This is a genomic window from Paenibacillus sp. VMFN-D1, from assembly GCF_003386155.1.
GTDB classification, from domain to species: Bacteria; Bacillota; Bacilli; order Paenibacillales; family Paenibacillaceae; genus Paenibacillus_AQ; species Paenibacillus_AQ favisporus.
In genome coordinates this window covers 821,601-846,603 of record NZ_QRDU01000002.1, presented here as the reverse complement: position 1 = coordinate 846,603, position 25,003 = coordinate 821,601, and the positions used below count along the sequence as shown (strand labels likewise).

Sequence of the window (25,003 nt, the reverse complement as noted above, 5' to 3'; positions counted from 1 at the left end):
AATCCGCCTCGTCTTCTTGCCAAAGATATCCCTTGGACGTATGATGCGGATAGTTTACCAATCGGACACATGTATGGAACCCTACTTGCCGTGACGATCCGGAACAAGATGGCAGGGAGTATACATGAAATCACGGTCAAGGAGGATGTCGCGATGAACCGGGCTTTGATCTCCACCATCGAACTGTTTGAAATCGATCTTCCAAGGTACCAGCACCACAGCCTGGGCTGGCTGGAAAACTGCCGGATCGGCATTATGAAGCTGCCTTACTCGGGAGAGGAAGGGCTTGCCGAGGGCCTGCTGTGCTCAGGCAAGCAAGCCTTCGATCTGGTACGGTGGGGCTGCCGCCTGCGTTATATTTGCGGACTGACGCTGGAAGAGGCCATCACCGCGACGGCCATGAACATTCTGAAGCAGCCGGACCACAATCAGTACCCGCTCGCGCTGATGGCGCTGCTTGATGTCAGGTCACGCTTGGAGCAGCATACCGCGCGCACAACAGCCGAACACATGGGAAGATCCCTTGATGCCGGCCTTCTCGAGCGGAACCGTACGGCTTACGCCGAAGGAGCTGCAGCATCGCTGCGCATCGGGGGAGGAACGTCGCTAGCGATCTCCGGCCTGACGGCTGACCTTGGTACGGAAGTCCAGGCGAAAGCTCCCGTCAACCGCCTCCCGCTGCTCGGCCGGGAGTTCCCGACGGATACCCGCGCCTTGATCCGCCGCTCCTCGGCATATCTGTCCCTGTTCGGCGCCAGCACAAAGAACCGCCACCCCGGATAATCCCCGAGTGGCGGTTTTTTTGTGCTGCCTGCGCGGGCGGCTACAGCGCCTGCTCCTCGCTGCGAAGCTGCACCAGCGCTTTTCGCTGCCAGGCCTTGCTCCTCCAGCGGACCCAGAGCAGGATGCCCCGCAGCCATTCGTCGGCAATAAACGCCGCCCAGATGCCGTACAGGCCGTATCCCCAATAGATGCCGAGCAGGTACGTCAGCGGCACGCTAAAGAGCCAGGTCACCGTGATGGACACGATCATGGCGGACCGGGCGTCGCCGGCGGCCTGCAGCGACCGTTCCAGGATGACGTTGAAATTGCGCCCCGGCTCCAGCAGAAAGCTCAGCAGCAGCAAGGCCGCTCCCATCGCGATAATGTCCGGGTCGGTCGTGAACAGCTTCATCAGCGGCTGCCGGAACAGCGTCAGCACGGCGACGGCCGCCAGCGTGATCAGCTCGCTGCGGATCAGATTCCGGATCACCTGCTTGTAGGCCTCTTCCCTCTGGCCCGCGCCGACCAGCTGCCCGACGATGATCTGCCCGCCCCGGCCCAGCGAGACAGCCAGAATCATGACGAAGAACATGATGTTCTGCGTGTAAATTTTCGTTGCCAGCACGCTGGCCCCAAGCGACGAAATAAAGGCCGTGGTCACAAACTGGTTGGCGGAGTAAGACAAGGACACGGCCGAGGACGGCACGCCGACGCGCAGCACCTTCCCGATATGCTCACGGCTCCACACGAACAGGTCGTTCCAGCGGATGTAGACGCCCGCCGCCTTGCGGAGCAGCACCAGATTGACGGCCAGCCCGACGCACTGGGCAAAGGCGGTGGATATCGCCACCCCGACGACGCCCAGCTTCGGAAAGCCTCCAGGGCCGTAAATAAACAGGTAATTGCCGAAAATATTCAGTACGTTCATGCCGATTGTGACGACCATCGTCTGCCGGGTTAATCCATGAGATTGAATCATGGCCGTGACGGCGGTCAGCAGCGCCTGAATGACCAGGGCGCCCCCGGCGATGAGCAAATACTTCTCCGCCTGCCCGAACAGGGAAGGATCGAGGTCGAATATCCGCAGCAGCGGCCCGCTGAGCATCATGACGATGACGCTCACGACCAGGCCGAACAGGAAGTTCAGCGCCAGCGAGGAACCGGCCAGCCGGCCGATTTCATGCTGCCTGCGGGCACCCAAATACTGCGAGATGACGACCGCGGAGCCGAGCGCCACGAAATTGAACATCAGCACCGCAAACATGATGATCTGGTTCGCGACACCGACCGCCGCAACCGCGCCGTCCGACACCTTGCTCAGCATGAACGTGTCCGATGTCCTGAGAAACATTTGAAGGGCCGATTCCACAAAAATCGGCCACGTAATCGCAAGCAGCGACAGCTTGCTGACGGGGTTGTCTCCCGCGATGGATCTGGACATTACAGGCTGTAAGCCTCCCGGATCTTGGCAATACCAAGCTTCGCGGTCTCCAGGGCGGTCAACCCGCCGTAGCTGTCCATAAACAGCTCCAGCGACAGATAGCCCTCATATCCCGCATCCGCCAGCGTTCTGGCGAGCGCTCCGGACGAAGCGATGCCGTCTCCCGGAAATACCCGGTGGGCGTCCTGGATCTCGGAGCGGGACGGCGCCGCCGGATAATCGTTCACATGGACGATGCCGATCCGGTTCCCAGGCAAGCCTTCAAGGTCCCGAAGCTCGCTGCCGCCGGTGTACATGTGGAACGGATCGATAAGAATTTTGGCGTCCGCCACTCCACTGGCTTGAGCTACGTAGATCGCATCCTTCAGGCAGTTCAGCAGGGCCGCTTTTCCCCAGAATTCAAGATAGGGCTCTATGCCGATCCGGCGGGCCAACTCGGCCAGCTTGGCAAAGGAAGCGGCAAATTCGTCCAGCGTGACGTGGGCAACCTGTCCGAAGGGGGGCGCAGCAGCCGCGAGACAACCCAGCTCCGCCAACATCTCCATTTCCTTCTCCGCTTGGTCGAAGCCGCGCTGTCTCGCTTCAGGATCACGGTCGGCCCAAGCCCAGAAGGCGATGGCGTTCGCCACCTTCAGTCCATGATCTTCGATATACCGTCTAAGCTCCTGCAGCTCGCCGCCCTCTGCAAGGTAAGCTTCAATGTCCCGTACCCACAGCTCGATGCCCTCATAGCCTGCTTCCGCCGCCACGCGGACCTGCTCTTTGACGCCGAGTCCGTAAGGCAGGAGTGTAGATGTATTCAATGACAATTTGAAAGGAAACAAGCTTGATCTCCTTCTTTCCGTAAGTAGTTAAGGGGTAAATGGCACCCTTCTCTGCTCGGCATGACTCTGCATGCCCAGCTCGATGATACGGATCGCCATCCGGGCCTGCTCGGGCTTTACGCCAAGCTCTGACACACCATGGATAGCCTCCGCCACGTTGCGGTAATAGGCGTCGTAGCATCCCGGAATCGTCTTCAGACGCCCCGTAAACTGCAGGCCGTCCCGGTTTGCCACGAGGCTTCCCCACATCTCCTGAGGCTCTTCGCCCCATCCGGGCGATCCCGGCAGCCTGCCGGCCTTCAGCAGATTTTCCTGAGGATCTTCTCCATACTTGACAAACGAACCCTCCGTCCCGTACAACCGGTATCTCGGAGCCGGATCCCGGGCAAGCAGGGTCGATTTTACCGACACCTTCAGCCCATCCGGATACCCCAGCGATACGTCAAAATAGTCCGGGGCCAGCGTCCGCTCCCGCTGCGTCCGCACCTCCGCCTGCACGCTGTCCGGAAGCCCGAACAGCGTCAGCGCCTGGTCGATCAGGTGGACGCCCAGGTCATAGAACGTCCCGGACCCTTCGGCCCCCACATCCCGCCAGCGGCTGGGATCGGCATTCGGGCTGAACCGGTCCCAGCGGAATTCCGCTTCGGTGATCCGGCCGACCAGACCGCGGCGGACAACCTCCTGCAGCGTCAGGTAATCGCCGTCCCACCGGCGGTTATGGAACACGCTGAGCACCAGCCCTTTACTTTGGGCCAGCGCGATCAGTTCGTCCGCTTCCTCCGTCGTCGCCGTGAACGGCTTCTCTACGACGACATGCTTGCCGGCCAGCAGGGCGTCCTTGACAAACGAGTAGTGCGCCGTGCTCGGCGTCGTAATGACGATCAAGTCGATGTCCGGATCCTCATAGGCTTCCCGGACGTCCTGTACAGCCCGGACGGATGGGTAAGCCTGCAAGCACGAATGGCCGCTGCGCTGGACGATCATCGCCAGCTCCAGCTCCGGTACGGCCGTGATGACCGGGCAGTGAAACGTCCTGGCGGCGAATCCGTAACCGACCACCGCTGTCCTCACCTTCTCCTTCATTCGCATCACTCTCCTATATAGCCAGGCGAAGGTTTAACCTTCGCCGGCCCCGATGTTATACAGAATCCGGTTGACCGGATACAGTGATTCCGACTCCTTGACCGGAACCAAATCCCGGTACATCGGATTGTAATATTTTTTGCGGTACTGGCTGGCGGTGAGTCCCTTCACGGCTTTGAACACCCTGCTGAAGTAATTTTCATCCGAGAATCCGACCGCAAAGGCGACCTCCTTGATGCTGTGCTCCTCGTACAGCAGGAGCTGGCAGGCGCGCTCGATCCGCCGTTGAATAATCGCGTCGCGCGGCGTGCGGCCCATATACTGCACAAAAGACCTGGAGAAATGCTCATGCGACCAGCCGATCCGCCTCGCCAGCATTTCCACCGAAATGGCCTCCCCTAAATGCTTGTCGATATAATCGAGCGCCTTGACGATTTGGGGAGGAATCCGGTTGGCCGGCGTCGTCAGCGGCTCGTCGAAGAGATGGCCGCTGATTTCCGTCAGCAGCGACCATAGAAGCGAGCTCCCGCGGCTCTGCATCCGGTCCGTATGGGCATGGGCGATATGCATGATTTGCTTCATCATGCCGACCGGAAGCTCCTCGTCCAGCGGAATAACGCTCGGGCCGCCGGGCGCAAGGAGCGGAAGCGCCGCCTCCGTCCCGAAATGAATGAACAGATGGCGCGCCGGCTGCTGCGGGTCGTATTCATAGGCATGGTATTCGCCCGGCCTGGTCACGATAAAGCTCGGTTCCTGCAGGACGTATGCTTCCCCCTCCACCCTGTAGACGCTGCGCGTCCCATCCGGAAAATACAGCAGCTCGTAATCGTGAATCCGCCGCGGGCCGAGGGAGGTGCCGGGCTTCTTGACGATGTCCCCGACGATATGGATCCTCGGGAGGTGCAAAAGATGCGAGGCCGCCCGGCTGGATTGGCTTTCCGTTATATTCATGGCAGTTCCCTTCCTCATCCCCCACGAAGTGGAGTCTTAGCTTCGGTTCCTTTTCAGGCCCATTCGATGTTCGTTCGTAAGAAAATAAAGGATTAAATCAGTCCGAGTCCCTGCAAATTGCGGTAGCTGATCGCCAGGCTCTCCAGCGGATCGCGCCGGCTCTGATCCTGTTCGACGACGAGCCAGCCGGTTCCTACCTCCCGCGCCGTTTGGGCGATGGCCTTGAAATCGAGAATCCCCTCCCCGATTTCGGCGAAAAACTGCTCCTCGCCGGCTTCCACATCTTTGATATGAAGCAGCGGGCACCGGTTCTGAAGCTTGGCGAGGTACGACGCCGGATCTTCACCGCCCCGCTTGACCCAATACGTATCCAGCTCCATCTGAACCAAGGAAGGATCGGTTTCGCGGAGCAAAATATCGAGCGCGTATTCGCCGTCGAATTTGGCGAACTCCCAGTCGTGGTTATGGTACAGCAGCTGAACCCCGCGCCGGCGGAACTTCTCGCCCGCTTCGTTCAGCTTGGCGGCCTTCGCCAGCACCTCGTCCCGGGACGCAAAACGCAGCGACAGCGCCACGAATTTACCGCCGTCCACCTCCTCGAGATAATCCGCGATGTCGTCCGGGTTGAAATCAAACGTATCGAATCCGGCGTGGGTTCCGATGACCTTAAGGCCGATCCGGTCCAGCAGCGCCTTCTGCTCTGCCACGGTGATGCCTTCCGGCGGACGTCCGAGCTCAATGCCCTGATAGCCGATGGCGGCGATTTTCTCCAGCGTGCCTATGTAATCCTTGCTTAATTGTTCGCGAACCGTATAAGGCTGTACGGCGACGGGAAATTGGGTCATGATCTATGCATCCTCTCTTGGTTTGAAATGGGACAGGTTCTCCGTGTGGTGTTTACAGATCCAGCATGTTGTATTTCAGGCCGAGCGGCAGCGGAGCCGGACGTTCCACCGTGGATTCCAGGTGAATGTGGCGTTCCTGCTGGGACGCTTCGAAGATGCCGAGCGAAATGTCCAGCACATGGCGCGCCAGCTTGCCGCTTGCCCGGTTCGGACGTCCCGACTGGATTGCATAAGCCATGTCGGCTACGCCCATGCCGCGTCCTTCCTCGGCATACGGATGGGAATGCGGGATCTCTTTCGTCTGCCCGTTCGGGAACTGGATGGATACGGCGCCTCCGAAGAAGTTCGGATCCGGAACGTACAGAATGCCTTCCGTGCCGTACACTTCCAGCCGCGGCGAATAGCCGAACGCCTCTTTGGCCGCCTGTAGGGTTGCCACAGCGCCGCTGTGGAAGTCCAGCACAGCCGATACGTTCGTCGGCGCTTCCACCGGCACCGTCTGGCCGAATGCCGGCGATTTCGGATTGTCCACCACGACCTCCTGATGCAGCTGGCGGGCGGATCCCGTTACCCTCTGTACGGGTCCGAGCAGCGCGATCAGCGCCGTCAAATAGTAAGGCCCCATATCCATGATCGGATCGCCGCCCAGCTTCAGGAAGTTGCGGAAGTTCGGATGCATGCCGCCCGCGGCGTTCCCCATGATAATTGTAGCGCTTGCACCGTAAGGCGTGCCGATCCATCCGTCATTGATCAGCTTGACGCAGGTCTGGATTCCGGCGCCGAGGAAGGTGTCCGGCGCACAGCCGACAAGCAGGTTTTTGGACTCGGCCAGAGCCAGAACCTCATCGGCATCCTCGCGGGTGAGGGCAAACGGCTTCTCCGTGTACACATGCTTCCCGGCCTCAAGTGCCCGCAGGTTCAGCGGGGCGTGCGCGGCGGGGGCCGTCAAATTGAGAACGATTTCAATTTCCGGATCGGCCAGCAGCTCCTCCACGGTGTACACGTTCGGAACACCGAACTCTTCCGCTTTTTTCTGCGCGAGCTCCGGAACCATATCCGCTACGGCTTTGACCTCGACGATATGGTCGAGCATGCCGGTCAAATTTTTCAGATATACGGTGCTGATCATGCCGGTACCGATGACGCCAACCTTGACTTTACGCACGAATACATCAACCTCTTTTCGTTTGGTAGTGATCTTGTGCCCTCATTATCACGCATCGCCCGGTCGAACTCAATGGACTGCAGCGCAAATAAACTGGATTTATTTGATATTATCCATCCCTGTCCGCAGCAAGCCGGTTTGTGTTCAGGAGTAAAAAAACCTCCCGGCACCCAGGACATCCCCGAAGAGCAAAGAGGCATTCTAAAGCGGTTTTATGATCAATCCCTTGGGGCGTTACTCCACCCTCGGCTTTGCCGGGTCGCAATCAGGACGCGGCACCTCGCCGAATTGGGACAGCTTCTGCAAATAATAGCATTCTTCCCGGAACATATGGTCCGGCACCAGCCTGTTCAGCCTGCTCAGCAGCTCGGCGCTGATGTCCAGCTCCTCGACCTCCAGCAGAAAGTTCATAAACGCCGACATTTCCAGGTCCACGTCGCTGTGGAACTTTTTCACCGCCGGATAGGTCGTCCGCAGCGTACGCAAGTATCCTACAAGCTCAAGCGCCTTCAAATAAAATTCGTTGAAATGCCGCTCAAATTCCTTGCTCCTCTGGATCAGCCTCCGCTCCACCCCGTCGAGATCCGAAGCGATCGATGCCGAGTGAAAAGCCGCGTCAGGCAGCCACAGCAGATCGTGATGCAGCGGGTGATAGCGGGGAACCGGATTTCCCTTTAACAGCTCAGCGAGAATGCGCTCATATTCCTCCAGCTCGTTCACCATATGATTGATAAACGTGGGCGACAACCCGATGATCACCTTGCGCTGCAGCACCCGGTCGAGAAGATCCAGTTTAAACGCCCGCAGTTCATGTACCGCCTGATTCGCCTGTTCGTTCAGCTCCGTCAGCGGCTGTCCCTCAGGGAACGAGCGCGCCTGTCCCAACAGCCGGTCAAACCATTGGACGAACGAAGCCGCCGTCTGTACGTCCTTGACTTCCTTCGACGCCAGCGCGTTGTAGATAAAGCGGGCATGATCCCCCAAAATCTGCAGCCAAAACCTGTGCTCAAAGAGCGCCTCTTCATTCATTGCAGGCATATCCCTCCCTTCGATAACGATCCGTCACTGGACAATATATGAGATGGAGCACCCAACTTATGCGTTACAAAAAACCACCCCCGCCGCATACAGCGGCAAGCGTGGCTGCAAAAAAATCATACCTTGGGACTACGTCCCGGCACTTCATCCATACTTTTCAAAATTACGGATCAATCGGAAATCGCCTGGTGCAGCGCTTCGATATACTCCAGGGCCAGCTTGGACAGCGCCGCATTCTGATGGCAGATCCAGCCGACATTGATCGTCTCGTCGCAGTCGAGCGGCACAGGAATAATCTCGTTACCATTCAGGTCGGCGCTGAGAACTCCGGTTGAGATCGTATAACCATTCAGTCCGATGAGCAGGTTGAACAGCGTGGCGCGGTCGTTGACCCGGATGCTTTTCGGATGCGTCAGTGTGCTCAGAATTTCCTCGGAGAAGTGAAAGGAGTTGTACTCACCCTGCTCAAACGACAGGTAGGGATAATCCTGCAGCTGGTCAATCGTCACGATGGACTGCTTGGCGAGCGGGTTATGGACGCTGATAAAAATATGAGGCCGGGCCGTAAACAGGCTCGTGAATTTCAAATTGGCGTCCTTCAGCAGCCGGTTGATGACCTTGCTGTTGAATTCATTGAGGTACAGAATGCCGATCTCGCTCCGCTGGCTTTTAACATCCTGAATGATTTCATGGGTCTTCGTTTCCCTCAGCGCCAGCTCGTATTCGTCCTGCCCATACTCGTTGACCAAATGCACGAACGCATTGACGGCAAACGCATAGTGCTGGGTCGATACGGAAAAATGCTGCGGCGACGGCTTGGCGTTCAAATAGCGGCTCTCCAGCAGCTCCGCCTGCTCGGTCACCTGCCGGGCATAGCCGAGAAATTCGGCGCCTTCCTTGGACAGGGTAATCCCTTTGTTCGTCCGTTCAAAAATCGTAATGTTCAGCTCTTCCTCCAGATCCTTGATCGCATTCGACAGGCTTGGCTGCGAAATAAACAGCCGTTTGGCCGCTTCATTCATGGACCCGCGGTTGGCGACTTCGATGACGTATTTTAACTGTTGTAAGGTCAATGCTACAGCCCTCTCTTTGAAACAACGATATGATCTTCATTTATTTCAAAGTATACCCGGGCACCGGTCCCCTCCACAACTGTTCGGGCATAAATTCCCCATTACTGCCGCCGTGTGCTTCGTAGTGCGGTGTACAGCGACAGCAGGATAAGCACGAGGGCCATCACCGGATGGATGGCGCCCAGCGCAGGCACATGCGCCGTCATGTACTGCATGTCGATCAGAACAAACATGCCCAAACTGAGCCACGCACTGCCTTTAAAGCATTTTCCCGTAATGGCAAAAATGATCATCAGAAGCGGGGCAAACCCAAAGAAATGAACAAAGTTTTCGTGGAGCCGCCAGTTCACCGGATTTTGGAACACAGCCGACCCAGCGATGTATACCTGAACCGTGATACAGGCGACCAATATCCAGGACAGCCCTATAAAGATGCCCCGGGAAATCCGTCTGCCCCCTGAAATTTTATCTTGTGACGGATTAAGATCGATGCTTGTCATGTGGTTTTCCTCCCTTATAATCGGACGTCAACGCGGCGATCCCCGCAAACAACGCAGCCATGATCAGCGGAAGATAAGGTGTCCCGGCCGGACGGTCATGGATCAGATAACCGAGAGCGGCAATAATGGTTGACAGAAAGATACCGCAGGCAGCGCCACCGACGGCAGCCAGCAGTACTTTGATCACATAGTGCTGCTTCAGCATAATCACCCCTCCCCCGTTGAACTGCATTCCATTGCATGGACCGCAATGAAGGCAATGAATTGCGATGGTCTGCGGCGCAGCCCGTGTTTTGCCGCCTGGAGTTTATTGTAGCAGCGACTTGTTGTGAACCTGTGAAGTTCTCTTGCTGTTGTGATGAAAATGCATCGGTTTTTTGCGGCTTTTTCCCAGGTCCATGCGGGGTTGTCCGGGGTTTTCCTTCAGGAATGTTGCGAACTTGTTGCGGTTCCTTACGGCTTTGGTGAATTGTCCCCGCATCCGCGGGAACCGGTATATAATGAGGGGGATAAAAGCCGGAAAGGCTGCAACGGCCCGAGGCTCTCGAGATAAAGGAGAATGAACACATGACGCATACTCTGCTGCTTGTCGATGATGAAAAGGAAGTGCTGGCCTTTATGGAGCCGTTTCTCCAGCAGGAGGGTTACGAGACGATCACGGCTTTATCCGGGCGGGAAGCGCTCCGGATCGCTGGCGAACGGAAGCCGTCCCTGGTCGTCCTCGACTGGATGATGCCGGGAATGAGCGGCATTGACGTGTGCCGGGAGCTGCGGAAGCTGCCGAAGCTGGGAATCATCATGCTGACCGCCAGAGTGGAAGAAACGGATAAAATCATCGGGCTGGAGGTCGGCGCCGACGATTATTTGACGAAGCCCTTTTCCCTGCGGGAGCTGGTCGCGCGAATACGCTCGGTCCTCCGGAGAATCCATGGGGACGAGACTCCGGACGACCGGATCGTGCGGGGAGATTTAACGATATCCGAGGCGCAGTGCCGGGTGTGGAAACGCGGGGAGGAAGTTCTGCTGACCCCGACCGAATTCAAAATGCTCGCCACCCTGGCTTCGCGGCCAGGCATCGTATACAGCCGCCTGCAGCTGCTGGCTGCGGTCGATGACGACCTGCTGAACGACGAGCGGACCGCGGACGCCCACATCAGCCGGATCCGCAAAAAGATCGAGGACGATCCGTCCAACCCGGTGTTTATTAACACCGTGTACGGATTCGGATACCGGTTCGGTGACCGCCGTGAACGTTAGCCGGAAACTGTTTTGGGCTATGGCCGCCTTTATCGTGGTCATGAGCCTGACGTTTATGCTGATCACAAACGCAGTCGTGCGCGGGCTGCTGGGCGAGCTGACACCGTCCTCCGACCAAGAGCAAATCAGCGGCCTGTCGCGTACGCTCGCCGAATATTATGAGCAGCACGGCAGTTCCTGGAACGGTGTTGAAAAGCTGGCCTCTGGCGACTTACTGGAAGAAGCTCAAGACAGCGGCCTGATCTTGTACGACGTCCACGACAGGAAGCTGGCCATCTTCGGCAGCGTGGCCGAGCCCATGATCAGGGGGCTCGGGGTAAAATACAGTATCGAGACGAACGAACGGGTCGTCGGATCTTTCCGTTACTACGACCCGGAAATCAGCGTGATCTCCAAGGTGAAGCTGGGCATTTCACATGGCGTCGGCTTTCTGCTGATCGTCAGCGCGGTGGTGTTCATTGTTGATGCCCTGCTGGCTGCCTATTGGATTTCCCGCCGTCTGACTTCCCCGCTTCGCCGGCTGGTTTCTGCGATCGAGCAGATTAAGGAAGGCCGGCATGGGGTGCAGGTTCCGGTCACGACCAAAGATGAGTACGGCGAGGTCGCTTCCGCCTTCAACCGGATGTCCCTGCAGCTGGGCCGGGCCGAGGATGCGAGGCGCAATCTCGTGGCCGACGTCGCGCATGAGCTGCGAACTCCCCTCTCCATCATGAGGGGAAAGATGGATATGCTGCAGCAGCAAGGCGAAGCGATCGAACCCGAGCAGCTGCTTCCGCTTCAGGATGAGCTGATCCGGCTCACCCGGCTCGTGGACGACCTGCATCAGCTCTCACTGGCCGAGGCAGGCAAGCTGTCGTTTGAGTTCAGCATGACGGACGTCCGTGCCCTGCTGGAGCAGACGCTCGAGCGGCTTCTGCCCCGCGCGCAGGATGCCGGCATTGCCATGACGCTGGTGAGCCAGGCCGGCTCCACGATGATCCCGGTCGACTCCGGCCGGATTACCCAGGTCTTTCTCAACCTGCTGACCAATGCCGTCCGGCATACGCCGCATGGCGGTTCGATCCAAGTGATCCTGTCGGAGACACAGGATGCAGACGGACGGCCATGGCTGGAGATCGCGGTGAAGGACACCGGCACCGGCATCGCCCCCGAGCATCTCCCGAACCTTTTCGACCGCTTCTACCGGGCCGATGCTTCCCGCTCGCGGCACAGCGGCGGAATGGGGCTTGGGCTCGCCATCGCCAAGGAGTTCGTCGCGGCGCATCAAGGCACCATCGAGGCCGAGAGCTCACCGGGCGAAGGGACCACGTTCCGGGTCCGGCTGCCATACAGCCGGGATGAGAATGCCTGAACGCGGCTGACTGCCCTGTCTTGCCTCACATCGAAACAACCCCCGACGCTGTCGGGGGTTGTTTGCGCTTACGGATAAGGGGCAGGCACCAGCTGATCTGTCTCCAACCCCCCGCTCCGCTTTCCTATTCATACAGCCAGCTTAAATCTTTCGTGAACTGCTTCAGCCTCTCCGGCTGCAGCGAGTAATAATGCCGTTTTCCCTCCCTGCATTCCTTGATATACCCCTCATCCTTAAGCTCCTTCAAATGGTAGGACAGCTTGGACGGCGACACGTCTCCCAGCTTAAGCTGCAGGTCCGCGGGGCATACGGCCGCAGGCTCGAACGTACAGACAGGAGACTGGAAATCCGACTGCCTGCCCATTTTAATCATCGTCAAAATTTTCATCCGGATCGGGTCGCTGAGTGCTTTGGCCGCTTTGGCCATTTCGGTTTCGTAGTGGGGTCTCATAGAAAATATTATACACGCTTTGTATTGACATTTCAATTTTTATTGAAATATAATCATTTCAAAACATTTTGAAGTGAGGTGCTTTTTACGTGTCATCACGAGACCCGTTGTCAGCTAGTCCAAGGGGCGAGGTCATTAGCGCTGCCCATTCTGCCGCCACTCCGGCGATGTCAAAGAAAGCCTTGGGCTGGAGCCTCGCCATCCTCGCTTTCGCCCAGCTGATCTACTCCCTTGACATTAATATCGTCTTTGTTGCGCTCCCCGAAGTGGGCCGTGCACTGGGCTTTTCGGAACAATCCCTTCAGTGGGTCGTCAGCGCCTATACGATTTTCTGCGGCGGCTTCCTCCTGCTTGGCGGACGTGCCGCAGACCAGCTCGGGCAAAAAAGGATGTTCATATCAGCACTGCTCCTGTTCGCGTTGGCCTCCTTGCTTGGAGGGCTGGCATGGAGTCCGCTGGTCATTATCCTGGCCAGAGCGCTGCAAGGCATTGGAGCCGCTTTTCTTTTTCCGGCGACCCTATCCCTGATCAACCGGCTCTATGAAGAAGGACCTAAACGCAACCGGGCCCTCGCAGTCTGGGGCGGAGCGGGAGCCAGCGGATTGACCTTGGGCTCTCTCCTCGGCGGCATTCTGACGAACGCCATAGGGTGGGAAGCCGTCTTCTTCATCAACGTATTGTTTGCCGGCGGTGCAGCTCTGGCGGCACTCGCTGCCATTCCGCGGGACTCCTTCCGATCCGGAAAAGGCAGCTTCGATCTGCCCGGTGCGCTGAGCTTTACCGGCGCTGCGACTTTACTCGTGTATTGCCTTGTTCAAGGACCTGAGGCAGGGTGGGGCTCCGCCGGCATCCTGATATGCGCCCTTCTGTCCCTGCTGTTATTTCTTACTTTTGCCTGGATCGAAAACCGCACCTCCAATCCGCTGATGCCGCCGCGTCTTCTCCGGAGACGGAGCCTGGTCACGGGCATGATCATTACCTTTCTTTACATGGGTACCTTTGGAGCCATCCCCTACTTCCTGACGGTACTGTTCCAGAATGTGCATCAATTCAATGCCCTGCAAACCGGTCTTGCCTTTATCGTGCCATCGCTATCCATTGCCCTTGGAACCCAATGGGGTGAAAGGCTTGCCACGCGCTACGGCATGCGCAGCACGATTCTGACAGGCACCATGATCGGCATCGCGGGCACCGCCCTCATCCCGCTGGGGGCGTATGCCGACTCCGGCTATCTGCTTATCGTGCCCGGATTGATCATTTCCGGCCTCGGCCAGGGCGTCGTATGGACCGGCATGTGGATCGCCGCTTCCGCGGGCGTGGCTCCATCAGAGCAGGGCGTGGCCTCGGGTATGGCCTCGACGACGCTGAATATCGGCAACGCCATCGGCATGGCCTTCCTGATCTTCATCGCCAATTCCGGTATCGCCGGTCAAAGCGGCGGCTCGCTTCTGGCCGCGCAGGCAGCAGGCGTCCGCACCGCCATGTATCTGGCGACCGCCGGAATGATCATCGGGGGAGTCGCTGCCTTGTTCCTTCCGCGAAAAAAATAAGGATGTTTTTATCGATCCGCCGTGCTGCTTACACGAATAATGATCTTCCCCCTGGCTCGCCGGCTTTCGCTGAGCTCATGAGCCAGGGCGGTCTCTTTTAGAGGAAACATCCGGTCGATGACCGCTCGAAGCTGACCTTCCTCCACTAAACGGGATATCCGGTCCAAATCCGCTGTCGTGACCGGCAGCATCGCAACTTCGTGAACGTCAATCTGCCCGGCGGCCGCCTGATCGGTGTCATAATTCCCCCACGTGATCGGAACCAGCGATCCTCCAGGCGTGATCACCTCCAAGAGCCGGTTTCCTTCGGTTCCGCCGACCGTATCGACCGCAAGCTGGACCGGATCAACGGCCTTCGTCCATGAACCGGACGAATAATCGGCAAATCGATCGGCCCCAAGCTCACGCAAAAAATGCTTCATTTCTGCCGGAGGCTACGCCGATCACCTCGGCTCCCTTCCATTTGGCGAGCTGCACGGCGAAGTGGCCGACGCCGCCGGATGCACCGTTGATCAGCACCCTTTGGCCGGCCTTCAGGCCTCCCTGAACGAACAGCGCGTTCCAGGCCGCACAGGCCGACTGCGGAAGGGCGGCCGCCGCTTCATGGCTGATGCTGCGGGGCTTTCGTGTAAGCTGCGCTGCAGGCAGAGCCGCATATTCCGCACACGCGCCGCTGTTCGCCGTCATGCCAAAAACCTCGTCACCGACCCGCAGAGACGTGACGTCCGCTCCGATCTCTTCGACGGTGCCGGAAATATCCCACCCGGGAATATACGGCAGCGGAAAACGGTCTCCCGCCATCCCCGAGCGGATCTGCCAATCTCCCGGATTGATCGATGCCGCATGCACGCGGACCAACACTTCGCGCTCGTTGACTAACGGAACCGGAACATCCTCATACTGCAGCACTTCCGACCCTCCGTGCCGGTGATACCGGATCGCTTTCATGCTTTCTTTTCGCTGATAACCAGGCATGTTCACCTTACCTCCATGGATTGATTCTTTTCCTGCCACCCCCTACAATAGGGAAAACACGGGCCGGAGAAAATCGTCAATCATCCGCGTTTGACCGTTATCCGACATCTGTGCCTCATTGTTGAATATTACATAGGTATAAAGGAGGCGGCACATGCATGGAAAACAGAGGCGTTCCGCAGGACCGGCGAAGCAGGCGCTCAGAGAATCTGCTGAAGCAGTCGTTCGCCGAGCTGATGAAAGAAAAGGGCTTTACCGCCATGACGGTTCGAAATATTACCGAACGTGCGGATGTCAACAGGGGCACCTTTTATTCGCATTATCCGGACAAATACGCCCTGCTGGAACAATCGATCCGTGATAAGCTCCATACCCGCCTGCAGCAGCATCTGCCCCCGGATGCCGGATGGAACAGCGATCATCTTCAGATGCTGGCCGTGAACCTCCTTGAGCATTTCCGGTCCCTTCACGGTCGCTGCAGTCCGGTGGAAACGATCAACCCTGTCTTTGAACGAACGATGCAGCAGGAAATCAAATCGCTCCTCACGGCCTGGCTGCAGCGGCTCGAACCGGAGGATTTTGGCTGGAACGTTCCATTGGATACCGTAGCCCTTGCGGCCAGCTGGACCCTTTACGGCGCTGCCCTTGAATGGAGCCGGGGAACAGCTGCGTGCCCCGCAGAAGAAACAGCCAGTTATATTGTCCGGTTGATCCTCCGAGGAACGGCCTAGCGGTTGCTCACATTAAAAATAAATAAATACAGCAGCATTCCAAAAATCACTGACCGAGACTGTCAGTGATTTTTGTGTATACTGCCATTAAACCGAACAAAACTTCAAAAAAAATGGAGGAATGCATGATGTTTACAAGCATTAAAGATTTTGCAGCGGAATGGACCAACGAAGCGGAAATGACCCAGAAGATCATGAACGCGCTGACCGATGAATCGCTCGGGCAGGCCATAACGGACAAGCACCGGACCCTGGGCGGACTGGCATGGCATCTCGTTGAATCCGTTCATTATATGACATCGCTCGGGCTGGCGTTTGATGCACCCGATAACAGTGACGCAGTAAAAAAATCGGCCGCTGCGCTTGCCGGCCAGTACGAGCGGGTCAGCCGGGCCATTCTCCAAGCGGTCGAAACGCAGTGGACGGACGCCAAGCTTCTGGAGACGCAAACCATCGCCGGCCAGGAGTGGAACAACGGAGGTTCGCTGCGCTTTACCCTCATGCACCAAGCCCACCACCGCGGACAGATGACCGTCCTGATGCGGCAGGCCGGATTGAAGCTGCCGGATTTGTACGGTCCGACTTACGATTCATGGGTGGAACAAGGAATGGAACCGCTCGCCTAGACGCGTTACAATGGAGCTGATACCCGGGATCGTATCCCGGGTAACTCTCTTTTACGAAAGGATTTCTCCGATGTCCAAAGCTGATAACATGCTCTCGATCCTCTGGATGCTCCGGTCCGGCAAAAAAATGACGGCACAGCAGCTGGCCGACGAGCTGGAGATCCATGTACGTACAGTGTACCGGTGCATTGATTCGCTCTGCGCAAGCGGCGTCCCGATCATTGCCGATTCCGGCCCGAACGGCGGATTCCAAATTCTTGGGACCTTTGCCGATTCGCCGCTCATGTTCGATGCGGAGGAGCAGAAAGCCCTCGTCCATGCTTCGGTGTTTGCCCAGGAGGCAGGGTATCCTCACACCGATGCCCTGGGCAGGGCCGTGGACAAACTAAAACGGTATACGAACGAGAAGCAGCTCACGCAAATTGAACGCCACAGCAGCGGGCTGTCCGTCCTTCAACCGCCCATCGATCCGGAGCAAAAAGGGCGGCTGCAATGCCTTGAGGAAGCCGCTGGACAAAGACAGACCCTCCGGATGGTGTACGGCGGCTCCAAAGGAGATCCCGGAACCGGGTCGGTACGGGAGTTCGATCCTTACAGCATCATCCATTGGAAAGGGCAATGGTACACCACCGGATACTGCCATCTCCGCAAGGATTTGCGGAACTTCCGTGTTGACCGGATTGTGAGCCTGGACGTAACGGATCGGCATTTTGAGCGCCCTGAAAACTTTTCGGCCAAGGACGTTCTGCTGGAACAGCTGCTGCCGGACCCGGCTGGCGACCCTTCCCTGGTCACGGTCCGGATTCAGGCTCACGATCATGTCCTGAACGAACTGAAGCAGCACTGGCTGCTCGGACATGCACTGATTGAGCGAAGCCCAGGGGAAGCGGTATACCGGCTTGATTCCACCTCCTTGCATTCATACGTCCCCTACTTTCTTCTTCCCTACGGAAAAGCGCTGACCATCGCCGAGCCGGAATCGCTGGTGCTGCGTATGGCCGAAGTCAGCCGGGGAATCGCGGAACACTACGGATCGATGCTGTCAGGATTGCCCTCAGAGTAACCTCACCATCCTACTGCATAATTTGATGCATTAATTGGAATAATTAGGGTGATTGAAGGCAAAGTGTCATGCAAAGGATGATCGACCGTGGAACCCAGCAAAGGTACAACGATGCTTCAGCATCTCCAGCATACGTCCTCTGAATTTCTTCTTCCCCGGCTCCAGGAGGCTTTTCAGCACGCGGCCGACTTCCAGGCCGTCTGCATCGGTGAATCGGACGCCGGCAAGCTGTATTTGCTGTACCTTACGACGCTTGTCGGCTCCGATCATTTCATATTCAATTTGAACCGGCAGCCGCAGGATGGTGTACTGACCACACTGCACAGTTATTATGGCACCAGCTATTCGGCTGGTGATTTTTCCGCTTGCGAAAAAGCGGTATGCGCCGGCAAAACCGTGCTGTGCACTGCGGAGTCCGCCAACGGCCTGATTCTGGCAACGGAGAATCCGCAGCAGCGGGGGCTGCAACAACCGCAGACGGAGAACGTGATTCAGGGCCCGATGTACGGTTTTATCGAGAACTATCAAACCAATATCGCCCTCATACGCCAGCGGATGCAAACCTCCCGTTTGAAAATCTGGGAGAGCAGCGTCGGAGACCTGACCAATACGAAGGTGGGCGTGGTTTACCTGGAAGGGGTGACCGATCCGGGTCTCGTCCAATACACCTGCGGTCAAATCAGCGCCATCCAAGCGGACGGGATCCAGGATTCCGGCGAACTGCTGCGGTTCATGAACCCCGGATCCTCCCGCCTCTTCCCTGCCGCCGTCACGACGGAACGCCCGGACCGGGTAGCGGCTTCCCTGTTAAACGGCAAGATTGTCGTCTTGATGGACGGAACGCCGTTTTCGATCGTCGCCCCGGGGTCCTTCTTTGATTTCTGGGAATCCCCCGAAGATCAATATTTGACGCCGCTGATCGCGTTGTTTTTAAGGTGGCTGCGGTTCATCGCACTCATGATCAACCTGTTTCTGCCCGCCCTCTACGTGGCGGTCACTTCGGTGAATATTGACCTCAACCGCCTGGAGATCAGTCTGGCCGCCGCCGGCAGCAGGGAAGGGGTTCCTTATCCCGTGTGGATCGAGTCCCTCATCATGCTGTTTCTTCTGGACTGTATCGTTGAGGCCGGCATACGCCTGCCAAGGTCGATCAGTTCCACCGTTACGATGGTTGGCGGGGTGGTGCTGGGACAGGCGATCATTCAAGCGAATATTGTGAGCAATTTGCTGGTGATCATCGTCGCAACGACGGCGCTGACCAATTTTATCGTCGTGGATTATCAGATGGGCCTGGTTCAGCGGATTTTGAAGTATTTCACGCTCGCCGGGGCCAGCGTCATCGGAATTCTCGGCATATTCATCTGCTTTGCCATTCTGGTCATCTGCCTTTCCCGTATCCAATCGTTCGGCGTCTCCTATTTGACTCCGATCGGTCCCGGTGCCCGGATCCGGTCCATGAGTCTTGGGCTGATCGGCGGCTCCCGCAAATTTTCACTCAGCTACTGGATTACCTTCGGAAGAGGGTCGAGACAATGAATCCATCGAACGAGGAACTGAAGATCTCCATGCCCCAATACTTCGTCCTGCAGATGATGGTATTCGGGGCGATCTCCTTTCATGTGTACCCTTGGCTCGTCCTGCAGTCCACCACCCAGAGCTACTGGATCCCAATCCTGATCTGGATGCTGCTCGGACTGCTGGGCGCCTGGCTGTTCAGCCGGGTCCTCGCGCTGCATAAAGGAAAAGACGCCTATACGATTACAAAGCGCGTGCTTGGGTGGCCGGGGGTCATTCTCTTTATCGTTCCGCTGCTCTGGTTTATGTGGAGCGCCATGGTGATCATCGTCCGGGCTCACAGCGAAATCATCTCGATGACGATCCTTCACACCACGCCGCAGTGGTTTTTGGACGGGATGATCTTTATTGGCGTCTTTCTGGCTTTCGGAGGAATCGGTTCGATTATCCGCGCTTCCGTCCTGTTTCTGCTTGTCAGCTTTCCGCTGTCCGTCGGGCTCGTATTGCTGGGTTTCGGCGATCTCGATTTTAATCTGGGTAAACCGTGGCTCTATACCAATGGGGATTTTCTGACCAGCCCGAAGTTCTACACGACATCCTTCGTCTGGGCCGGCTATCTTTACTATGCGGCTTGCGGCAGATACGCCAAGCAGCCGAAGAAGCTGTGGCGGCCTTATACCGTGGCTGCGCTCTGTTTTCTGCCTTTACTGGCCGCCTCCGTCTATCAGCCGGCGCTGACGTTTAGTCCGGAGATGTCAAGAATTTTGACGCTTCCTTATATCAGCAAAATGGATTCGGTAAGCTATTACTGGCTGGTGATCGAAAATTTAACCGCCGTATTTATCGTCAGCTCCATCCTTTATTTGTTTTTATTGCTTGCCCTGATCCTGAACTGCATCGTAACGGCAATCAGGGCGGTATTTCCCAGCTGGAACGAAAAGCTGCTGTATGTCCTGGCAGGAGTCACGGCATACGCCGCCATCCGGCTTATTCCTTCATGGGAATGGATCGAAAGAGCCGTGGAGTGGGATACGGTTCTACGCCTTTACTTAATGTATGGCTTTCCTATGGCTGTGCTGGTCAAGTCTTTCATTTCCAACAAAATGAGGGCCCGCCAATGAGCAGACGCGCAGCCCGATGCCTGGCCATCTTATGCCTGCTTCTCTTCCTCCCCGGCTGCTGGGATGTCAAAGATGTCGACAATCGGCTCCTCGAGACCGCGATCGGTATCGAGCCGGCCGGCGGTGACCGGGTGCGGGTCTGGATGAGGTTCCCACTCCCTCAGTCGCAGGACGGAGCCCATAAGGATTTTTTCGTCATCAAGCAGGAAGGCAGCACCGTGATTGAAGCCATAGACCAGCTCCGGTTAAGGCTGCCCAAAAGCCTGGATATGTCGCAGAACCAGTCGATCTTTCTGGATCAGGCACTGGCGAAGAAAGGATTCATGCCCTATTTGGAATTCACGATCAGGGACCGGACCGTTCCTCTGGATTCGTTAATTGCGATTACGACAGGCGGCATGAAGTCGATATTTGAACGTCCCAACCCGACGGGCGAGCTCTCGGGTATCTACACGAAGCTGTTCTTTGAACGCTACGGCGGCGGAACCTCGCAAAAAAACGTCGTGTCGCTATGGGAAATTTTTAGGGGGTACTATGATCCGCTTGAGGATTGCCTCGTGCCTGTATTGGTGACGGATTCCGAAACGATATTCCGGGTCGCGGGCAATGCATTTTTTAAAAATGACGCCATGGTCGGCATGATCTCTCCGGAGGAAACCCTGATTTACGAAATCGTTACGGGCAAGATGTCCCCCTTCGAAATCGAAACCGCGGATAAAATGAACCTTAAAATTCTGAATTCGAGTGCCGATATCGACACGGATATGAGAAGCGGCAAGCCCGTCATCCGCATTCATGCCAAGCTTTCGATGACCCTCATGGATTCCGCGCGCGGGATCGACATCAAGGCAGAGCATCTGGAAGCTTCCATTAACCGCCTGATTGAGCAGCGGGCAGCCGCTGTATTCCGGATGACGCAGGCGCAGGAATCCGACATTTTTGGACTTGGCAACCGCTTCAGAGGAAAGGTCCCGCCCAGCCAATACGACCGGTGGTCCAAGCTGTACTCAAAAGCGACCCTGGAATTCAAGCTGGATTCCGAGCTGAGAAACACGGGCCTTCAGCTGAGACGCAGGCCGTTCATTAATCCGTCCAAGGAAAAGTAAGAACCGAAAACAGGGGCTGCTTCACAATAGAAGCAACCCCTGTTTCATCATTACCGATTAACCCTGCTCTTCTATGCTTCAATTCCCGTATAACGAAAATGGGAAAAATCCGCATAGCTTCCCCCAAAGGTCTGCATATCATGGACGGCGATACCGACAAAGTTGCCGGTGAAACCGCCGCAGAGGAAGCGGATGTCCTGTTCTTCAAACAGCGGGACCCAATCCTGCCCCGGGCTAAACCGGCCATAAAACCGTCCGCGGATGCCATGGACTTCCGCGGCCAATTGAACGGCTTCCCCGGCATTCACCGGAATCATGTCCGGAATAACGGTGAACGCATCGTCCGCGCAGCGCATGAGCCGGATCACCTTGCCCTGCTCTTCGTCCTGCGTCACATAAGCATACAAATAATTTTCATCGTTCAGATAAAGCATCAGCCCGGCCATCTGCAAATAGCTTGCCGGCTCGAACTCCAGCGACGTCTCCGCCCGGAAATGGATATCCGCCTGCCGGACGGCCACAATGTGGTGATGAAACAGGCTTTGCGGCGATTCCCCGGAATGAAGGCGGAGGTGGCCCGGACGCTCCGACAGCGAGCACCAGGATGGATCCGCCGGTATGCGGAGCGTATTCCAGGCTTTGGCGAGCTCCGGTCCGCCGAAGGTATCCTCAAACAAGCTCCGTTCAGCGGCCGTCTTGGCCTCTGCCGGCGTGATCCCTTTCGGACGCGGGACCTCCATCTGCGGGGAATTCCCCCCGGCGGTCAGGCGAAGCCAGCCTTCCTCGTCCCAGTACACCTGCTGCAGCGCCGTTTCCCGGCCAAGGAGTGCGTACTGGCCTTCAACCGGACGCGTGCTTAAATGGGCCATGTACCATTCCCCTTGCGGCGTCTGGATCAGGCTGCCGTGGCCGGCACACTGGAGGGGGAGTTCCGGGTTGTCCCGGGAGGTAAGCATCGGATTGCGGGGGTCCACTTCGTATGGGCCCATCAAGCTGCGGGAACGGGCTACCGTCACAGCATGGCCGCTCCCGGTGCCGCCTTCTGCCGTAATCAAGTAGTAATAGCCTTCATGCTTATAGATATGCGGCGCTTCGGTCTTCTTCAGATCCGTCCCGTCAAACAGCTTGAACGGTTTACCAACAAGCTTCTGCTGCTGCGGATCATACTGCTGAATAACGATGCCGCTCGATTTATTCCCTTCGGGAATGCGGTAATCCCAGATTTCGTTCAGCAGCCATTTCCGCCCGTCTTCGTCATGATACAGGCTCGGATCGAAGCCGCTGCTGTTCAGATAAACCGGCTCGGACCAGGGCCCGTGAATCGAAGGCGCCGTTATCAAATAATTGTGAACGTCTTTAAATGGGCGCTTGGTGCTTTTCACGTCGGTATAAATGAGGTAAAACAACCCTTCATGGTAGCTGAGCTGAGGCGCCCAGATGCTGCAGTTCTTCGGGTTTCCCCGCAGGTCGACCTGATCGGTCAGCACGTCGGTACAGTGCTCCCATACCGCCAAATCCTTGGAGGCATATACCCTTACGCCAGGAAGCCACTCGAAGGAAGACACCGCGATATAATAAGTGTCCTTTGCCCGCACGATGCAGGGATCCGGATTAAAGCCCGGCAGCACCGGGTTTCGAATGGTTCCCGTTTGGGTGGATATGGTCATGCTCTTCCCTCTCCTTTTCGTTTCCAAAAGTCCGTTCCGGCAAAAACTTGCTCCTTCCGCGGAGCCCCTTCCAGCGTCTCCTGATAGACCGCCCACCCGGCCCGCTGTCCTCCCGGAGCCGGCACGGCCGGATCAAAGCGGGTGCCGAATTCCCGGTATTTGACCGTCAGCCGCCGCCCCGGATCGTTCCAATCGTCCCAGCCCAGCGGTTCGATATGTCCGCCCATCCGGCAGTCGACGTAGTCAGTGCGTGCATATTCGCGCCATGGCCTTCCCAGATACACGCCAGACACGCCTGGCTCAGCCGTCAAATAACAGAGGTTAAAGACATACCCGTATTCCTGCCCCGCGGGAGTAGAAGCCGCGGCGATGTAACCGGCATGCCCGCTCGAATGGCGCAGGCTGCGAATCTCGCAGCGGTCAAAGAAGGCGGCCGCGCCGCCGAATATAAAATCCACCGTCCCTTCGATACGGCAGTATTCGTACACCTGACGGTACTCTCGGTGATGCTCCCGGAGCGGGATTCCTCCAAACACGCCGCCTTGCTTGGGCGCAGGCGGAAGCGGTCCGGTAAACAGCGTGTCCTGGTGCCCTTTAAAGGTGCAGTAGCGAAAAACCGTTTCGTCGCAGTGCGCGTAGACCGCCACGGCCTGGCCGATGTCCTCGCCCTGCCCGGCCGAATTGGTCACGACCAAATTCTCGATCAGCAGCCGCCGGCCGCCAAGGAACAGCGTCGGCGTTGCAAATGTGCCAATCTCATTCCCGTTCTCGTCCAGTTCCTTGGCATACCGGCCCTTCGTGATTTCAACATATCCGATGCCGATCACGGCCAGATCGGACCGGTATATCCGTACCGCTTCCTCATAGACACCCGACAGGATGTACAGGGTTTCGGGCCGCTGCGGATCTTGCTTCTCCAACGCATCCACCGCTTCCTGAATCGTCGGATAATCGCAGTGGTCCAGCTTTCCTACAATCATGACCTTTCCCCCTTTCGTTTCGGGCTGCGGCCATCGCTTACAAGTGTTCCGCCAAAAACCGCTGCCAGCGGGCCCGCATTTCAGCCGTCTCCATATGGCCGCCGCCAGTCATGACCGTCTGCCAATGCTCCTCCTGTCCGGCGGCCCGGTATACCTCCCGCAGGCCTTCGGCCAGCAGTACGACGCCTTCTTCCGGGGTCAGCCGGTCGCTGCGCCCGGTCAGGCTCATCCTTGGCCGCGGGGCGATCATGGCTTGGATTTCCAGCGTCGTGAAGTGCTTCAGCAAGCCCGGAACGTAGTAGTAGAAGCCGTGGTGATCCAGCCCGCGCTTCTTCATCAAGGTATGCGCATCCACCTGTCCGCAGATGTCCACGGTCACCTTGATCCGCTCGTCCAGGGCCGCCAGCCACCAGGCCATCATCCCGCCCATGGACATGCCGAGGGTCGCGACCCGCGAGGTGTCGATATCTTCCCTGGAGCACATGTAATCCAGCATCCGCCGGTTGTCATACAGCATCATGCCCCACATGACGCGCCCCTGCCATAACATTTCCTTGACGATTTCGCTCTCCGTCTTACCCGACCGCTCATGGAAGCCCCACATGTCGATACAGCAGACGGCATAGCCCATGCCGGTCAGTGTGCTGGCAAAAGACGGCTGCTGCAAATACGAGCTGCCGCTGATCAGCTCCCTGCGTCCGTTTGTGTAATTGCCGCCATGCGAGTGATTGAAAACGACGAGCGGATAGGGACCCTCTCCATCTACAGGCAGTGCGACATAAGCGGGGACCTGCTCCAGGCCGTTTAAATCCAGCAGCAATGTCTCCAGGCGGTACCCGTCCATCTCTTCCTGCTTGAGCAGCTCCGCCTGGATAGGCCGGTCCTCCGGCACATCGCCCAGCAGCTTCTTCAACCGTTCCCTCATCAT

The 25,003-nt window shown here is 57.4% G+C and carries 26 protein-coding genes; 10 read left to right on the top strand and 16 right to left on the bottom strand.

The window, feature by feature from the left end; genetic code table 11:
* Positions 1-153 precede the first annotated feature (153 nt).
* The gene (locus C7820_RS19395; protein ID WP_116232410.1) at positions 154-783 is read left to right on the top strand and encodes a hypothetical protein; all 630 of its coding nucleotides are present in this window, start codon (positions 154-156) and stop codon (positions 781-783) included.
* Between the two features lie 40 nt (positions 784-823).
* Here C7820_RS19395 and C7820_RS19390 read toward each other — a convergent pair whose 3' ends face one another.
* From C7820_RS19390 to C7820_RS19345, 10 genes are all read right to left on the bottom strand, one after another.
* Positions 824-2,203, bottom strand: coding sequence for an MATE family efflux transporter (locus C7820_RS19390; protein WP_089545972.1), 1,380 nt, complete (start codon positions 2,201-2,203; stop codon positions 824-826).
* Entirely contained in the window at positions 2,203-3,027 is an 825-nt protein-coding gene (locus tag C7820_RS19385) for a sugar phosphate isomerase/epimerase family protein (RefSeq protein WP_116232409.1), read from the bottom strand. Before C7820_RS19385 ends, C7820_RS19390 begins: the two co-directional genes overlap by 1 nt.
* Positions 3,028-3,054: 27 nt before the next feature.
* Positions 3,055-4,110 carry an oxidoreductase gene (locus C7820_RS19380; protein WP_116232408.1) on the bottom strand — a complete coding sequence of 352 codons (1,056 nt, stop codon included), beginning with the start codon at positions 4,108-4,110 and terminating at the stop codon, positions 3,055-3,057.
* Positions 4,111-4,143: 33 nt separating this feature from the next.
* Positions 4,144-5,061, bottom strand: coding sequence for an AraC family transcriptional regulator (locus C7820_RS19375; RefSeq protein WP_116232407.1), 918 nt, complete (start codon positions 5,059-5,061; stop codon positions 4,144-4,146).
* A 92-nt stretch (positions 5,062-5,153) separates the two neighbouring features.
* Positions 5,154-5,906 (bottom strand): sugar phosphate isomerase/epimerase family protein, encoded by a 753-nt coding sequence (locus tag C7820_RS19370; RefSeq protein WP_116232406.1) that lies wholly within the window; start codon positions 5,904-5,906, stop codon positions 5,154-5,156.
* 52 nt (positions 5,907-5,958) lie between these two features.
* On the bottom strand, positions 5,959-7,071 hold the full coding sequence (locus C7820_RS19365) for a Gfo/Idh/MocA family protein (protein WP_116232405.1): 1,113 nt from the start codon (positions 7,069-7,071) through the stop codon (positions 5,959-5,961).
* A gap of 234 nt (positions 7,072-7,305) precedes the next feature.
* Positions 7,306-8,100 carry a DUF2935 domain-containing protein gene (locus C7820_RS19360; protein ID WP_116232404.1) on the bottom strand — a complete coding sequence of 265 codons (795 nt, stop codon included), beginning with the start codon at positions 8,098-8,100 and terminating at the stop codon, positions 7,306-7,308.
* A gap of 179 nt (positions 8,101-8,279) precedes the next feature.
* Positions 8,280-9,182, bottom strand: a complete 903-nt coding sequence (locus C7820_RS19355) for a LysR family transcriptional regulator (RefSeq protein ID WP_116232403.1) — start codon at positions 9,180-9,182, stop codon at positions 8,280-8,282.
* A 101-nt stretch (positions 9,183-9,283) separates the two neighbouring features.
* Complete coding sequence (locus C7820_RS19350; protein WP_116232402.1) at positions 9,284-9,682, bottom strand: DUF6220 domain-containing protein; 399 nt, start codon at positions 9,680-9,682, stop codon at positions 9,284-9,286.
* Positions 9,663-9,887: a DUF5957 family protein gene (locus tag C7820_RS19345; RefSeq protein WP_116232401.1), complete on the bottom strand. Its 225-nt coding sequence runs from the start codon at positions 9,885-9,887 to the stop codon at positions 9,663-9,665. The genes C7820_RS19350 and C7820_RS19345 overlap by 20 nt, the downstream gene beginning before the upstream one ends.
* Before the next feature lie 362 nt (positions 9,888-10,249).
* Between C7820_RS19345 and C7820_RS19340 the strand changes: the two genes are divergently transcribed.
* Together C7820_RS19340 and C7820_RS19335 are read left to right on the top strand one after the other, a co-directional pair.
* Entirely contained in the window at positions 10,250-10,939 is a 690-nt protein-coding gene (locus C7820_RS19340; RefSeq protein WP_076170323.1) for a response regulator, read from the top strand.
* A complete protein-coding gene (locus C7820_RS19335; protein ID WP_116232683.1) occupies positions 10,929-12,290 on the top strand; it encodes a sensor histidine kinase in 1,362 nt (453 codons plus the stop codon). The genes C7820_RS19340 and C7820_RS19335 overlap by 11 nt, the downstream gene beginning before the upstream one ends.
* Positions 12,291-12,414: 124 nt before the next feature.
* Here C7820_RS19335 and C7820_RS19330 read toward each other — a convergent pair whose 3' ends face one another.
* Positions 12,415-12,741 (bottom strand): ArsR/SmtB family transcription factor, encoded by a 327-nt coding sequence (locus C7820_RS19330; protein WP_116232400.1) that lies wholly within the window; start codon positions 12,739-12,741, stop codon positions 12,415-12,417.
* Positions 12,742-12,830: 89 nt separating this feature from the next.
* On the opposite strand from C7820_RS19330, the gene C7820_RS19325 reads away from it, so the two are divergent.
* Positions 12,831-14,291: an MFS transporter gene (locus tag C7820_RS19325; protein WP_220376660.1), complete on the top strand. Its 1,461-nt coding sequence runs from the start codon at positions 12,831-12,833 to the stop codon at positions 14,289-14,291.
* A gap of 8 nt (positions 14,292-14,299) precedes the next feature.
* Here C7820_RS19325 and C7820_RS33690 read toward each other — a convergent pair whose 3' ends face one another.
* Complete coding sequence (locus tag C7820_RS33690) at positions 14,300-14,713, bottom strand: zinc-binding dehydrogenase (protein WP_220376659.1); 414 nt, start codon at positions 14,711-14,713, stop codon at positions 14,300-14,302.
* A complete protein-coding gene (locus tag C7820_RS33685; protein ID WP_220376658.1) occupies positions 14,694-15,266 on the bottom strand; it encodes an NADP-dependent oxidoreductase in 573 nt (190 codons plus the stop codon). The genes C7820_RS33690 and C7820_RS33685 overlap by 20 nt, the downstream gene beginning before the upstream one ends.
* Positions 15,267-15,424: 158 nt before the next feature.
* Here C7820_RS33685 and C7820_RS19315 point away from each other — a divergent pair, with 158 nt between their 5' ends.
* The 6 genes from C7820_RS19315 to C7820_RS19290 all read left to right on the top strand — a co-directional run bounded on the left by C7820_RS19315 (position 15,425) and on the right by C7820_RS19290 (position 21,428).
* Entirely contained in the window at positions 15,425-15,997 is a 573-nt protein-coding gene (locus C7820_RS19315) for a TetR/AcrR family transcriptional regulator (RefSeq protein ID WP_116232398.1), read from the top strand.
* A 125-nt stretch (positions 15,998-16,122) separates the two neighbouring features.
* Positions 16,123-16,623, top strand: a complete 501-nt coding sequence (locus tag C7820_RS19310) for a DinB family protein (protein WP_309545764.1) — start codon at positions 16,123-16,125, stop codon at positions 16,621-16,623.
* A gap of 70 nt (positions 16,624-16,693) precedes the next feature.
* The gene (locus C7820_RS19305; RefSeq protein ID WP_116232682.1) at positions 16,694-17,686 is read left to right on the top strand and encodes a helix-turn-helix transcriptional regulator; all 993 of its coding nucleotides are present in this window, start codon (positions 16,694-16,696) and stop codon (positions 17,684-17,686) included.
* Between the two features lie 87 nt (positions 17,687-17,773).
* On the top strand, positions 17,774-19,222 hold the full coding sequence (locus tag C7820_RS19300) for a spore germination protein (protein ID WP_116232397.1): 1,449 nt from the start codon (positions 17,774-17,776) through the stop codon (positions 19,220-19,222).
* Complete coding sequence (locus C7820_RS19295) at positions 19,219-20,322, top strand: GerAB/ArcD/ProY family transporter (protein ID WP_116232396.1); 1,104 nt, start codon at positions 19,219-19,221, stop codon at positions 20,320-20,322. The genes C7820_RS19300 and C7820_RS19295 overlap by 4 nt, the downstream gene beginning before the upstream one ends.
* The gene (locus tag C7820_RS19290; protein WP_181909115.1) at positions 20,319-21,428 is read left to right on the top strand and encodes a Ger(x)C family spore germination protein; all 1,110 of its coding nucleotides are present in this window, start codon (positions 20,319-20,321) and stop codon (positions 21,426-21,428) included. The genes C7820_RS19295 and C7820_RS19290 overlap by 4 nt, the downstream gene beginning before the upstream one ends.
* Positions 21,429-21,499: 71 nt before the next feature.
* On the opposite strand, the gene C7820_RS19285 is transcribed toward C7820_RS19290, so the two are convergent.
* From C7820_RS19285 to C7820_RS19275, 3 genes are read right to left on the bottom strand one after another with little or no spacing between them, the layout of a single operon-like run.
* Positions 21,500-23,095, bottom strand: a complete 1,596-nt coding sequence (locus C7820_RS19285; protein WP_116232394.1) for a glycoside hydrolase family 43 protein — start codon at positions 23,093-23,095, stop codon at positions 21,500-21,502.
* The gene (locus C7820_RS19280; protein ID WP_116232393.1) at positions 23,092-24,075 is read right to left on the bottom strand and encodes a pectinesterase family protein; all 984 of its coding nucleotides are present in this window, start codon (positions 24,073-24,075) and stop codon (positions 23,092-23,094) included. Before C7820_RS19280 ends, C7820_RS19285 begins: the two co-directional genes overlap by 4 nt.
* Before the next feature lie 37 nt (positions 24,076-24,112).
* Complete coding sequence (locus tag C7820_RS19275) at positions 24,113-25,003, bottom strand: dienelactone hydrolase family protein (protein ID WP_116232392.1); 891 nt, start codon at positions 25,001-25,003, stop codon at positions 24,113-24,115.

What these genes read in the sequence shown, in the direction of transcription:
- C7820_RS19350 (WP_116232402.1), bottom strand. Translation starts at nt 9,682, where the DNA reads ATGACAAGCATCGATCTTAATCCGTCACAAGATAAAATTTCAGGGGGC.
- C7820_RS19390 (WP_089545972.1), bottom strand. Translation starts at nt 2,203, where the DNA reads ATGTCCAGATCCATCGCGGGAGACAACCCCGTCAGCAAGCTGTCGCTG.
- C7820_RS19295 (WP_116232396.1), top strand. Translation starts at nt 19,219, where the DNA reads ATGAATCCATCGAACGAGGAACTGAAGATCTCCATGCCCCAATACTTC.
- C7820_RS19345 (WP_116232401.1), bottom strand. Translation starts at nt 9,887, where the DNA reads ATGCTGAAGCAGCACTATGTGATCAAAGTACTGCTGGCTGCCGTCGGT.
- C7820_RS19370 (WP_116232406.1), bottom strand. Translation starts at nt 5,906, where the DNA reads ATGACCCAATTTCCCGTCGCCGTACAGCCTTATACGGTTCGCGAACAA.
- C7820_RS19360 (WP_116232404.1), bottom strand. Translation starts at nt 8,100, where the DNA reads ATGAATGAAGAGGCGCTCTTTGAGCACAGGTTTTGGCTGCAGATTTTG.
- C7820_RS19340 (WP_076170323.1), top strand. Translation starts at nt 10,250, where the DNA reads ATGACGCATACTCTGCTGCTTGTCGATGATGAAAAGGAAGTGCTGGCC.
- C7820_RS19305 (WP_116232682.1), top strand. Translation starts at nt 16,694, where the DNA reads ATGTCCAAAGCTGATAACATGCTCTCGATCCTCTGGATGCTCCGGTCC.
- C7820_RS19310 (WP_309545764.1), top strand. Translation starts at nt 16,123, where the DNA reads ATGATGTTTACAAGCATTAAAGATTTTGCAGCGGAATGGACCAACGAA.
- C7820_RS19285 (WP_116232394.1), bottom strand. Translation starts at nt 23,095, where the DNA reads ATGACCATATCCACCCAAACGGGAACCATTCGAAACCCGGTGCTGCCG.
- C7820_RS33685 (WP_220376658.1), bottom strand. Translation starts at nt 15,266, where the DNA reads ATGCCTGGTTATCAGCGAAAAGAAAGCATGAAAGCGATCCGGTATCAC.
- C7820_RS19380 (WP_116232408.1), bottom strand. Translation starts at nt 4,110, where the DNA reads ATGAAGGAGAAGGTGAGGACAGCGGTGGTCGGTTACGGATTCGCCGCC.
- C7820_RS33690 (WP_220376659.1), bottom strand. Translation starts at nt 14,713, where the DNA reads ATGAAGCATTTTTTGCGTGAGCTTGGGGCCGATCGATTTGCCGATTAT.
- C7820_RS19275 (WP_116232392.1), bottom strand. Translation starts at nt 25,003, where the DNA reads ATGATGAGGGAACGGTTGAAGAAGCTGCTGGGCGATGTGCCGGAGGAC.
- C7820_RS19290 (WP_181909115.1), top strand. Translation starts at nt 20,319, where the DNA reads ATGAGCAGACGCGCAGCCCGATGCCTGGCCATCTTATGCCTGCTTCTC.
- C7820_RS19395 (WP_116232410.1), top strand. Translation starts at nt 154, where the DNA reads ATGAACCGGGCTTTGATCTCCACCATCGAACTGTTTGAAATCGATCTT.
- C7820_RS19375 (WP_116232407.1), bottom strand. Translation starts at nt 5,061, where the DNA reads ATGAATATAACGGAAAGCCAATCCAGCCGGGCGGCCTCGCATCTTTTG.
- C7820_RS19330 (WP_116232400.1), bottom strand. Translation starts at nt 12,741, where the DNA reads ATGAGACCCCACTACGAAACCGAAATGGCCAAAGCGGCCAAAGCACTC.
- C7820_RS19280 (WP_116232393.1), bottom strand. Translation starts at nt 24,075, where the DNA reads ATGATTGTAGGAAAGCTGGACCACTGCGATTATCCGACGATTCAGGAA.
- C7820_RS19315 (WP_116232398.1), top strand. Translation starts at nt 15,425, where the DNA reads ATGGAAAACAGAGGCGTTCCGCAGGACCGGCGAAGCAGGCGCTCAGAG.